The sequence below is a fragment of the Pseudoalteromonas sp. AOP7-A1-14 genome, assembly GCF_052376275.1.
Lineage (GTDB): Bacteria > Pseudomonadota > Gammaproteobacteria > Enterobacterales > Alteromonadaceae > Pseudoalteromonas.
The window spans coordinates 1-12638 of record NZ_JBQSVO010000108.1; the positions used below are offsets into that span (position 1 = coordinate 1).

At 40.8% G+C, this 12638-nt stretch carries 9 protein-coding genes and 2 pseudogenes; 7 read left to right on the plus strand and 4 right to left on the minus strand.

Annotation, left to right across the window (positions count from 1 at the left end; genetic code table 11):
• Nucleotides 1-103 precede the first annotated feature (103 nt).
• The 3 genes from ACT3RM_RS14425 (at nucleotide 104) to ACT3RM_RS14435 (ending at nucleotide 3956) form a co-directional block, all read left to right on the plus strand.
• Entirely contained in the window at nucleotides 104-601 is a 498-nt protein-coding gene (locus ACT3RM_RS14425) for a (2Fe-2S)-binding protein (RefSeq protein WP_441835868.1), read from the plus strand.
• Nucleotides 598-2853 carry a molybdopterin cofactor-binding domain-containing protein gene (locus ACT3RM_RS14430; RefSeq protein ID WP_441835869.1) on the plus strand — a complete coding sequence of 752 codons (2256 nt, stop codon included), beginning with the start codon at nucleotides 598-600 and terminating at the stop codon, nucleotides 2851-2853. Before ACT3RM_RS14425 ends, ACT3RM_RS14430 begins: the two co-directional genes overlap by 4 nt.
• Before the next feature lie 158 nt (nucleotides 2854-3011).
• Nucleotides 3012-3956, plus strand: a complete 945-nt coding sequence (locus ACT3RM_RS14435) for an XdhC family protein (RefSeq protein WP_441835870.1) — start codon at nucleotides 3012-3014, stop codon at nucleotides 3954-3956.
• 1 nt (nucleotide 3957) lies between these two features.
• Here ACT3RM_RS14435 and ACT3RM_RS14440 read toward each other — a convergent pair whose 3' ends face one another.
• The 4 genes and pseudogenes from ACT3RM_RS14440 to motB all read right to left on the minus strand — a co-directional run.
• Nucleotides 3958-4551, minus strand: coding sequence for a nucleotidyltransferase family protein (locus ACT3RM_RS14440; protein WP_441835871.1), 594 nt, complete (start codon nucleotides 4549-4551; stop codon nucleotides 3958-3960).
• 321 nt (nucleotides 4552-4872) lie between these two features.
• Nucleotides 4873-6825: a DNA topoisomerase III gene (locus ACT3RM_RS14445; protein ID WP_441835872.1), complete on the minus strand. Its 1953-nt coding sequence runs from the start codon at nucleotides 6823-6825 to the stop codon at nucleotides 4873-4875.
• Nucleotides 6826-6903: 78 nt separating this feature from the next.
• Nucleotides 6904-7386: a hypothetical protein gene (locus ACT3RM_RS14450; protein WP_441835873.1), complete on the minus strand. Its 483-nt coding sequence runs from the start codon at nucleotides 7384-7386 to the stop codon at nucleotides 6904-6906.
• 156 nt (nucleotides 7387-7542) lie between these two features.
• A pseudogene (motB, locus tag ACT3RM_RS14455) lies at nucleotides 7543-7701 on the minus strand (flagellar motor protein MotB); the annotation flags it as partial.
• Between the two features lie 341 nt (nucleotides 7702-8042).
• On the opposite strand from motB, the gene ACT3RM_RS14460 reads away from it, so the two are divergent.
• The 4 genes and pseudogenes from ACT3RM_RS14460 to ACT3RM_RS14475 all read left to right on the plus strand — a co-directional run.
• Nucleotides 8043-8285: an exodeoxyribonuclease VII small subunit gene (locus ACT3RM_RS14460; protein WP_441835874.1), complete on the plus strand. Its 243-nt coding sequence runs from the start codon at nucleotides 8043-8045 to the stop codon at nucleotides 8283-8285.
• Between the two features lie 3 nt (nucleotides 8286-8288).
• Nucleotides 8289-9176, plus strand: coding sequence for a (2E,6E)-farnesyl diphosphate synthase (ispA, locus tag ACT3RM_RS14465; RefSeq protein WP_441835875.1), 888 nt, complete (start codon nucleotides 8289-8291; stop codon nucleotides 9174-9176).
• A gap of 103 nt (nucleotides 9177-9279) precedes the next feature.
• Entirely contained in the window at nucleotides 9280-11145 is a 1866-nt protein-coding gene (gene dxs / locus ACT3RM_RS14470) for a 1-deoxy-D-xylulose-5-phosphate synthase (protein WP_441835876.1), read from the plus strand.
• A gap of 284 nt (nucleotides 11146-11429) precedes the next feature.
• A pseudogene (locus tag ACT3RM_RS14475) lies at nucleotides 11430-12638 on the plus strand (hypothetical protein); the annotation flags it as partial.

Here is a 12638-nt window from a genome sequence, read left to right on the forward strand (position 1 = left end):
TAGGTTTCTACCCAAAAAGGCTAATAGACCTAATATTAATAACAACCCATCAGGCAGGCAAGGCGAGCCGCTATCATTTACTTAAAACAATGGAGATATAATCATGATTACGTTGACCGTCAACGGTAAAACTCGTGAGTTTGCAGGTGATCCAACTACTCCCGTACTATGGTATTTACGAGATGAGCTACAGTTAATAGGCCCTAAGTTCGGATGTGGTATGGCTCAATGTGGTGCATGTACTGTCCATATTGATGGTGTTGCGCAACGTTCATGCATATTGCCAATTTCCGCTGTTTCAGGCTTAAAAATAACGACGATAGAAGGCTTAAGTGATGATGGCGAGCATCCCGTTCAACAAGCATGGTTAGAGCATAAAGTTCCTCAATGTGGCTACTGTCAATGCGGCCAAATGATGCAGGCAGCAAGTTTACTGGCAAGTAACCCGACGCCTAGCGATGAAGAAATCGTACAGAGTATGTCTGGTAATATTTGCCGCTGCGGCACTTACCCCCGTATTCATAAAGCAATTAAATCTGCATCAAAAGTAATGGCGGGTGTTGAGCATTATGTTCCTGAGAAAAAAGGGGAAAAGGCATGAGTCAATATTTTGATTTAACACGCCGGGGGTTTTTAAAGTCCAGTGCCGCTGTAGGCGCTTTAGTACTAGGTACTTGTTTTGTTGGTGCTGCACCTAGAGCCATGGCTGGAGTACTTACAAAACCATCGGAGTCTGCTAAAGAGGCTAATTTATTTGTTGCATTACGTCCTGATGGCATAGTTGAAATTACCTGTCACCGCTCTGAAATGGGCCAGCAGATCCGTACTGCCATCGCACAAATCGTAGCTGATGAAATGGAAGCAGCATGGGACAAAGTGGTAGTTATACAAGGTAAAGGCGACCTTAAGTATGGCGACCAAAATACCGATGGTTCACGCAGTATTCGTTACAATATGCAACGTTTGCGTGAAATGGGTGCAAGTGTTCGATACCTTATGCAACAAGCAGCGGCAACCCGCTGGGGTGTACCTTTAAATTCATGTATAGCAGAGCAGCATGTTGTTACTCATAGCTCCGGAAAAACCCTGACCTACGCAGAGTTAGTAAATGATGCGCTAAACATAACACCGCCACAAACGGATCAAATTCCCCTTAAAAAGCGCAGCGAGTGGCGTTATATTAATACTGCAATGGCGCATATTGATTTAAAAGATCTTGTAACAGGTAAAGCGACATTTGCTGCCGATGTATTAGAACCTAAAGCATTAATCGCTGTGATTGCCCGCCCTCCCGTAGTTGGCGGCAAAGTTAAAAGCTTTGATATTAAAGCTGCTAAAGCCATAGATGGTGTGGTAGATATCGTCGAGATCCCAGCATCAAAAGGAACGCCATTATTTCAGCCCAAAGGCGGTGTTGCTATTATTGCCAAAAATACCTGGGCTGCCATGAAAGGCCGAAAAGCGCTAACGATAACATGGGATGATGGTAAAAACGGCGACTATAACTCTGAAACATTCAAAGCAAGCTTATTAGCTACCGTCGCTTCGCCTCAAAATTCCGTGCGAGAAGTTGGAGATGCCGCTGACATATTAGCTAAATCAACTGATAAGTTAGTAGCCGACTACTATGCCCCTCATTTGACTCAAGCGCCAATGGAGCCGCCTTGTGCAACTGCAATGTATTACAAAGATCACGTTGATGTATGGGCTGCGACTCAAAATCCACAAGCAGATATGAGTACCGTTGCTGCGATGGTCAACATGCAAAAAGAGCAGATTAACGTTCATGTCACTATGCTAGGTGGAGGCTTTGGCCGAAAGTCTAAGCCTGACTTTTCAGCAGAAGCAGCTTACCTCTCAATGAAAACTGGTCAGCCTATCCGAGTGCAATGGACGCGTGAAGACGACATACAACATAGTTTTTATCATGCAGTTTCGGCGCAGCACATTGAAGCATCGCTAGATAAAAACGGGGCAATTGAAGCCTACTTACATCGTACTGCATTTTCGCCAATAGCATCAACCTTTCAAGAAGGTGCCACCACGCCAGGTAGCTTTGAGTTACGTTTAGGTTTTACCGATAACCCTATCAACACACCCAATATGAAGTTAGAAAACGGCGAAGCTGCTGCTAAAACGAGAATTGGTTGGATGCGCTCGGTTTCGAATATTTTCCATGCTTTTGCCATTCAGTCATTCATCGGCGAAGCCGCACACAAAGCTGGTCGCGATCAAAAAGACTACTTACTTGAAACCATAGGTCCTGATCGAATCTTAGATGTAACAGAGCAAAATGCCGAATATGATAATTACGGAGGCGATAAAGCGGTTTATCCATTAGATATTGCTAGGCTGCGCCATGTTATTGAAAAAGTGGCTGAGATGAGTAAGTGGGGCAGAAAACTGCCTAAAGGTCGAGGTTTAGGTATTGCTGCACATCGTAGTTTCTTAACTTATGTAGCGACTGTAGTTGAAGTAGAGGTTTCTGACAGTGGAGAGCTAAAAATCATAAAATCATGGGCAAGTATTGATGCGGGAACGGTTGTTAATACCGATACCGTCATCAACCAAGTACAAGGGGGTTCTATTTTTGGTATCACCGCGGCGATTAGTGAAGGTATCACTTTTGATAAAGGCCGAGTACAACAAAGTAACTTCCATGATTATCGCGTCCCTCGAATGAGCGATAGCCCATTAGAAATAGACGTAGAAATTATTCAAAGTGATGCCCCTCCTGCAGGAGTCGGGGAGCCTGCGACGCCCGTTTATGCCCCAGCGCTTTGCAACGCTATTTTTGCCGCTTGCGGTAAACGCATTAGGCAGTTACCTATTGGTGATCAGCTAAAAGCTTAACTCTTTAGCCATAAACTGCCTATGAAACACATAAAGTTCATAGGCAGTTTGTTGACCAAATATATGCATAGATTGAAACCAAATTAAAAAGCAACAGTTTTAATAACGATAGATACAATTTATTCTCTAACCACAATACTTACGAGCCATCATACATAATGCTACCTGCTAACACTCTTGACACCCATGACGTACTCTCTGCTTGGCAAAACCACAACCCTAAAAGCACATGGGCTATGGCTATAATTGTTGACTGCCAAGGTCACAGCTACCGCAAGCGCGGAGCGTTCACGCTTGTTAACCAAGAAGGTGAACAATTAGGTGTATTAAGTGGCGGATGCCTTGAAGCCAATATTCGGTTAATGGCAAGGAAATCCCTTGCCTTAGAGAAGGTGATGACCAAAGAATATGATGGTAGAGATGAAAATGACGCCTCCTATCAAATGGGTTGTGGCGGTATAGTCTGGATAAAATTTATTCCCCTTAACGACAAAAACAACCATTTACATCTCAATGAAATACTCAACAACTTAGAACAGCGCAAAAGTGTTCGTTTCGGTTTAGATTATGATAATCAAACAAACACCGTTTGCAGTTACGTTAACAGCTCTAACAAAACGCAACTCACCGTAGACATAACTCCAAAAATTCATTTACTAATTTGTGGTGGAGGCAAAGATGCAGCGCCAGTATGTCAACTTGCCAAACAACTTGGCTGGCAGGTCTCTATTTGGGATCCAAGAGCTGCATATGCCAATAAAAATGACTTCATTAACGCAGATAGCATTTTAAAAGATCCACACAGTGAATTATTTCAGTATGCAATTAAACGAAAAGTTAACTTTGCTATTCTTATGTCGCATAATTTAGAATTAGATGCGCAAGCACTGACTGCATTAGCAGACACTGATATTAATCATATCGCCTTGCTAGGCCCTAAAAGACGATATAAAGATGTTGTCTCAGCCAGCGGCATTAATCCGAAAGCTATAAAGCCTAACTTATCTGGCCCTGCAGGACTGGATATAGGAGGTGACTTGCCTACGAGTATTGCATTATCAATTATTGCTAAGTTTCACGCCTTGGCCTTTAATAAAGGTTGATTTAACTGTTTTGTTGCTTCAATTGCGCCACGGTATCTATATCAAGCTCAGCATTAGGTAACAAAACTGAATTAACATTATTTGATGATTTAATTAGATTTCTAGCTCCTTTATCATCTTGTAAATCAAGTAAGCTTGAGAAGTAGTCTATAGGAAATATAGCAGGCACACCTTGGTGATCGGCGTATTTTGAACACGTGATATGCATCGAATCTTCATACCAGCAATCTATTAGCGCTTGCATATCTTCTTGTGTGATAAGTATTTGGTCAACAGTAATAAACATCAGCCCTTCGCAGTGCGAAGGACAATGGGTAACTGCCGTTTTAATAGAGCTCGACATCCCTTGCTGCCAATCTGGATTAAAAATTACATAATGCTCTTTAGCTATGCGACTTAAATGCGAATAAATAACCGGATGATGCGCCCCTGTAATTACCATAAAGTCGCAATTTATAGTTTCGAGTAAAGCAATACGTCTTTCAATTAGTGTTTGGTCTTTATAGTAAGCCAATTGTTTAGGCGAACCAAAACGCGAAGCCTCGCCAGCGGCAAGTAGCGCAATAGCAAGCTTCGGTTTTATTTTATCATTCACGTGGTAAACCTCATTACATAGTAACTTGTTAAATTATAACAGTGATAAAGCGATGACAAAGCCCCTACACCTGCTAATTGATAAGATCAGAGATAGTCTATTATTTACATAATTTGTACTTGAAAAAACGCCTGTTTATTACCTCTAATTTAACTTACCCGAATCATTTGTATCACATCACTAATCACCTACGCTTTTTTAAGTGATTGCTGTTACATTGCTAAAGTTTAAATAACAAAACGCTCTTAAACATTGCTTACTTTTGCTTTAAACCTGCCTTGTTTTTAGTTCCAATTAAACTAACGCTGTTGGCGGCTTTTGCTAGGCGTTACTAGCGCGACTATTCGTTGTTTTTTTATAGGTTGATTTTCGATAAGGCGTTTTTTTACCTCCTTTACTAAAACGCCGCTTTTGCGCCGTTTTTGGTAATTGGGCAAAAACATCGCTATTGCAGTGTTTAGCCTGCTCTACAAAGCTATTAAGGTCGTTTAATAAGGGGGTTAAAAATTGCTGGTAACTCATTTGTTGATCAGCGATATTTCCTAATGAGGCTTCCCATTTTGCGGTTAAATCAGGGCTGGCTAACCCCTCAGGTAAAGCACTGATAAGCGCTGTACCTGTCGCAGTTGCTAAAATAGTTTTTCCTTGGCGCTCTAAAAAACGGCGTTTAAATAAAAGCTCTAAAATACCTGCTCTTGTCGCTTCGGTTCCTAAGCCATCAGTTTCTTTTAAAATCTTTTTTATTTCTATATTTTTAACATAACGGCTTATACCTGTCATTGCACTTAGTAAAGTGGCATCAGTAAAGTGTGCAGGCGGACTGGTCATTTTATCAATCACTTCTCCTTTCGCACAATGTAACTGCTGACCTTTCGTTAAAGGAGGTAGTGTTTGCTGTTCGTTAAGCCCTGTTTTTCCCATTAACGCTTTAAAGCCTAAACTCACTTCTTGCTTTGCATTGGCTTTAAATAAACCACCAGCAATACACACTTCAACTTTTGTCTCATTAAAAACATAGTCTGAGTAAAACTGAATAAGATAATGACGGCTAATTAAGCGGTAAATCTTAGCTTCATCACTACTTAAAACAGTTGATTGTAGCTGTTTTACAGTAGGTATAATTGCATGGTGTGCGGCAACCTTTGCATCATTAAAGCATTTACTGCGTTTTTTTACATCCGCGTTATTACACAGCTCACTACCCTGCCCACCATTATTAGCTATAGCTTTAATAATACTAGCTGCTTCTTGAAAGTGTTCTTTCGGTAAATAGCGATTATCTGACCGCGGGTAGGTAATTAACTTATGACGCTCATAGAGACTTTGGCAAGTATCTAATACTTTTTGCGCTGGCATAGTAAATGCCTTTGCTGCATCTATTTGCAAAGCAGATAAATTATAAGGTAATGGCGCTTGCTGCTTTTTTTGCTTTTGTTCAAGTGACGTCACTTCAGCGGGTTGCTCAGTAATTCGCGAAGCAACATTTTCAGCAAGCCCACGATGAAGCACTCTTCCTTCTTCATCTTGATAAGGCGCACAGGCTTTGCTGGGTTGCCACTTAGTCGTAAAAGCTTGCCTTTCTTCAGTGCTTACATGCGCTAACACTTCATAAAAGGGTTTAGCAACGAAATTAGCAATCTCATTATCGCGATTGACTACCAACCCTAAAATAGGTGTTTGTACTCGCCCCACTGACAGCACATTACCAAACCCCGCCTTTTGCCCAGCCAAAGTATAGGCACGTGTTAAGTTCATACCAAATAACCAATCGGCACGAGAGCGGGCAAGCGCAGAAACACTTAACGGGATAAAGTCACTATTGGCGCGCATAGCATGCAGTGCTTTTTTTACCGCACTAATATTTAAATCACTTATTAATAAACGTTGAATTTGCTGCTTTTTGGTTTTTGATAGTTTTACTTGTTCAATCACTTCATCAACCAATAATTGACCTTCGCGATCCGGATCGCCAGCATGGACAAGTTCTTCCGCCTGTTTTATTAATTTTTTTAGTATCGTAAGTTGCTTGCGGGTTTTAGCTTTAGCTTTTAACTGCCATTGCTCGGGGACGATAGGTAAGTCATCAAAGCGCCACTTTTTAAACTGCGTGTTGTAATCATCCGGCTCGGCTTGCTCGAGCAAATGACCAATACACCATGAAACGCAGTCGCCATTGGCGACTTCGATATAACCATCATACTTTTTATGTGGCTTTGGTAGGGCATCGGCAATTGCACGACCTAACGATGGCTTTTCGGCAATATAAAGTTTCATGGCTGCACATTAATTTCACTGTTTATATAAACAGTAGTTTAGCACAGTGCTTTTAATCTGAAAACTCAGACTAATTTTTTACTTGGCTGGTTTTCTATCACGCTGCATAAATAAGTAAATAAGCGGTAAGTAACACACAATGGCCGTGCCTGTATTAATCAGCGGCATTAGTGTTTTATATAGGTAGGTACTATAAGATAAATCCCATAGATGACGGTCGACCAAACGAAACAACTGTAAAATAGGCGCGCTAATTACCACCAATTGACCAAGCACACCTTGCCACAGGTATACTTTATCTTTAATTGCCCAGTAAGCGATTAACGCCATCCATATTAAATCGTTAGCCGCCCACACAACATAGCGGTAAATATAAGGCTCATCTAATTCTCTTAACGTGTCATGAATTAAGGTACCATAGAAAAAAAATGCCGCAGTCACTAATACAAAACGTAAGGCTAAAAAATCTTTTCGTAGATAAAAAACAAAAATAGCCGGACTTAAAATAAACACCCAGCTAATATTTAAAACTGAAATTCCATAATTGAACCAATCTGGCAATTTTAAATTACCTTAATCTGGTTTTTTATCATCATCGCCACCGCCATTACCAGGCATATAGCTGTATTTATTTAGCTTTTTCATATATTCACCTTAATTACACTTATTATATTAATGTTAGTTAATATTAAGCGAAAATAGGTACTTTGCCAAGCATCATTGCCCTACATCAATCGGAGCAGACTCTTTAGCTTTACCTTGCAGTATGGAAATTTCTACTCGTCGGTTACCTCTGCGGTCGACTTCGGTTACATTTAGCACCAGCGGGCGAGTCTCAGCATGGCCTACAACTACCATGCGATTTTTATCAAAACCTTACTACTTAGCCAATGCTGCTTAAAACATCGACATGACAATGGTTGCTAAATCCACTAACCTCTCCAGAGGAATCGATACATTATGTTACTTCTACACATTTCTTATTAACTACATATCGGCAATCTATTGAATTAATTGAATTATTTTATATAAAAATGAACAGCACACCTATTATTAACATCATTTTAATCGAATATCGCCACCCCACAACGTTTAAGCTTGCATTCATAAAATGAATGTTTACATAAAGATCACTATTAAAGTGCATCAGTCTTTGACCTAGTTTCGCATTCCCCCTAAAATTGGCTGCATATTAATAACAGCTAAGTTGAATCCGTATGGCGATCAAAAAACCTGAAAACCTCAGTTTTGAGCAAGCACTTGAAGAATTATCGACTATCGTAACAGATATGGAACAAGGTGAACTTTCCCTTGAACAGTCATTAAAACAATTTGAACGCGGTATTGCTTTAGCCAACGCATCTTCAAGTAAGTTGCAACAAGCAGAGCAAAAAGTTTCTATTTTAATGGGTAATGAGAGTAAGGCTGAACTAACTCATTTTGACAACACTACGGAATAAATAATGCAAATAAAAGAGCAAATAAAACAAGCTCAGCTTGATGTTGCAGCCATACTTGAAAACTACTTTGCGCAGCCGCTTAATACCGATGACACTTTAAAAACAGCCACTCATTACAGTATTTTAAATGGGGGTAAGCGGTTACGCCCATTTTTAGTCTATGCGACGGGCAAAATGCTCGCAGCAAATAAACAAGATCTAGATATACTCGCAGCCGCTATTGAATGCATTCATAGCTATTCGTTAGTACATGATGACTTACCAGCGATGGATGACGACGATCTACGCCGCGGTCGCCCAACGTGTCATATCATGTATGGTGAAGCACATGCTATTTTAGCCGGTGATGCACTGCAAACACTTGCATTTAATTTAATTGCTAATCACCCGTTTAAAGTTACACCAACACAACAAATGAAAATGATTTCGGAACTTGCTCAAGCTTCTGGCCTAGAAGGGATGATAGGTGGTCAAGCTTTTGACATTGCAGCAACGAATAAAACCATAACGATTGATGAACTTGAGCATATTCACCAATTAAAAACCGGCGCATTACTAAATTGTGCAATTACATTGGGCGCATTATGTGCAAATAATGTCACAGAACATACTTTTAAGCAGCTTGATGTGTTTGGTAAAGCGATAGGTTTAGCTTTTCAGGTACAAGATGATATTCTTGATATTGAAGGTGATACATGCGTACTTGGTAAACCTCAAGGCTCAGATGCACAAGCTAATAAAGCCACTTACCCAGCCTTGCTAGGCCTTGAAGGCGCAAAACAAAAGGCACGTAGTTTGTTAGCTGATGCAATTACGGCCCTAAATGAAATAGAAGCCGACACTCGAGAACTTGAACAATTAGCCTATTATATTGTCGAACGTAACCACTAAAAACACACATATTCAGTGCCAGTGGGATGTATAAAATAACTAAAAAATCAGCGCCGTATTGCGTTATACTATGCGTTGGTTAGCGAAGGATGTATTAAAAATCATGACACTTGATAGTAGCAAGTATCCATTATTAAGTTTGGTTGACGAACCAACACAATTACGCGATTTAGCGCAAAACAAATTACCGGCGTTCAGTACTGAGTTACGTGAGTATTTACTTAACTCCGTTTCGCAAAGTAGTGGTCACTTAGCATCAGGCCTTGGCACTGTAGAGCTTACGGTGGCACTTCACTACGTCTACAATACACCAGAAGATAGGTTAGTATGGGATGTGGGCCATCAGGCATACCCGCATAAGATATTAACCGGTCGTCGTGACCAAATGCATACTATCCGTCAAAAAGATGGCTTACACCCCTTCCCTTTTCGTGAAGAAAGCCCATACGATACCTTTAGTGTTGGCCATTCTAGCACCTCAATTTCAGCCGCCTTAGGCATGGCAATTGCCGCTGAAAAAGAAGATAAAGGCCGTAAAACAGTAGCTATAATTGGCGATGGTGCCATTACTGCCGGTATGGCATTTGAAGCAATGAATCACATGGGGGACATTAACCCTAATGTGCTGATCATTTTAAATGACAACGAAATGTCGATTTCAGAGAATGTCGGTGCGCTAAACAGTTACTTTGCACGCATTTTATCGGGCAGCTTTTATGCAAATATTCGCGAAGGTAGTAAAAAAATACTTTCAGGTCTCCCTCCTGTAAAAGAACTTGCTAGTCGCATGGAAGAGCATTTAAAAGGAATGGTTATCCCTGGTACTTTTTTTGAAGAACTAGGCCTTAACTACATCGGCCCCATTGATGGTCATGACGTTAATATGTTGGTTGATACCCTACGCAATATGCGTAATTTAAAGGGTCCACAATTACTGCACATTAAAACTCAAAAAGGCAAAGGTTATAAACCTGCTGAAGCCGACCCTATTGGTTATCATGGCGTACCAAAGTTTGATCCAACTATTGCAAGCTTACCAAAATCTAAACCTGGTGCCGCAACCTTCTCCAAAGTATTTGGTGATTGGTTATGCGATATGGCACAAGAAGATAGTAAGCTTATGGCGATCACCCCTGCGATGCGTGAGGGTTCTGGTATGGTGCGCTTTTCAAAAGAGTTTCCGCAGCAGTACTTTGATGTTGCTATTGCTGAGCAGCACGCGGTAACACTAGCTGCAGGGCTTGCTTGTGAAGGCTTAAAACCTGTTGTAGCTATTTACTCAAGCTTTTTACAGCGCGCTTACGATCAGCTTATTCACGATGTAGCATTACAAAATTTACCGGTTCTATTTGCCATTGACCGAGCAGGCATTGTTGGTGCTGATGGTGAAACTCATCAAGGCGCATACGATTTAAGCTTTATCCGCTGTATCCCTAATATGGTAATAATGGCGCCAAGCGATACTAACGAGTGCCGTCAAATGCTTTACACAGGCTATCAGTGTAACCAGCCTGTCGCTGTTCGTTACCCTCGTGGTAGTGCGGGTGAATGCGAAATAGTTGAACAAATGACGGCTATTAAAATTGGCCAGTCTAAATTAATTAGAAAAGGGCAAAAAGTAGCAATATTGTCATTCGGTACTTTACTCGATAACGCCAAATTAGCTGCTGAACAATTAAACGCTACGTTTATTGATATGCGCTTTATTAAGCCACTTGATACTCATGCTATAAACTCACTACTTATCGAGCATGATGTGATTGTCACTTTAGAAGACAACGCTATTGCGGGCGGTGCAGGCTCTTCGGTAAATGAATATTTAGCAAGCCAAAAAGCCAAGGTAAGCATTTTAAATTTGGGTATTCCTGATGAATTTATTAAACATGGCACACAAGATCAAATGCATGACGAAATGGGCTTAGGCAGCCAAGGTATTCTAGACTCCATCCAACAGTTTATCACCCTCTGATATATAAAAAGGAGCTATTGCTCCTTTTTTAGTTACTGAATCTATTAGCTTTTTAAAATAAAGTATTTTTATTGCATCCAATTTAGCTGTTCATACGTTTACTCATTGAGGTTAACCGTGAACACAGCGTTCATGCTTTTATTATGCCAGTTACATTGAATTAATGATCTAGTTAATACGCTACAATGATCATTTTTAATAAAGTTAGCATTATGTATTTCTAAGCTTAAGCACTTGTTTGTTCACATTTGATGGATTATTAGAGAAGGTACAAAATAATGATTATGTTTAAATCAGGCTTAAATGCCAATCACACTCACTCTTTATCTTTTGCTCGTAAGGCTTGCTTTTCAGCGCTAACACTCGCTATTTTAATTGGCTTAAGTGGTTGTGATGGTGACGACGGTGCTTCTGGCATGCAAGGCGTTGATGGCAATAACGGCACAGGTGGTGCTGACGGCCAAGATGGTAGCCCAGGCTTTGCCGCTGCAAAGTTTATACTTGCTAACAATGGCCCTGATAATAGTGGCACTGTTAACTTAATTGATCAAAATAGTGCAACACTCAAAACCTTAACCACGAACGCTAACGAAGGTGTTGCTTTTGATAGTTTAGGAAATCTAATTCAGGCAGGTGATGCAGGCAATGGGAGCTTAGTTACGGTCTGTAATGCACTGAATCGTGCTGATGGTGGCATGTATGATAACAATCACGACCGTTCAATCACCGGCCCAACAACAACACTTGTAACTCCTAAAGGGATTCATGTTTCTCATCAGCGCGGTTTAATTTTTGCAGCTGACTTTGATGCCATGCAAATTACTGTTTTTGGTAGCGCTGCTGCAGGTGATGTAGCTCCTTTAGCAAGTACGGTAACTGATGCAAAACCATGGGATGTAACCTATGACGATATTAACGATCGCCTATACGTTGCGTTAACTAATGGTGATGTTGCAGTCTACGATGACTATGTAGATGGTGGATTTATTGCAACCCCCGCTCGAGTTATTACCCCGAGTGATGATACCGGTGAAAAAATATCAGTCAATATTCATGGTATTGTCTTAGATGGAGATACCAATAAGCTTGTTCTTTCTGATGTGGGCAGTGCTGAGGATGTAACCGATGGCGCATTATTTGTAATTGATAATGCCGATCAAGCTGATGGCAATACCGCTGTAGCTCGTAGTATTGCAGGACCAACGACTATGCTAGGTAACCCAGTTGATATTAACCTCACTGGCAGTGATTTACGCGTAGCTGAAAAATCTAACGATGCGGTATTAATATTTAGCAATATATTTTCCGGCCCTAGTGGCGATATAAGCCCTGATTCAGTCACAACCACCATTAAGCCTGAATCGATTACCGAAACAGTAATGCCAAATGAGATGGCTGACATTTCAGATAGCCAAATGGCTAATATGTCACTATTAGGTATCGCAGTAAGTAGCAATCCTAGCTCTGCAGGCCCGACAACGGGCCAAATTAGC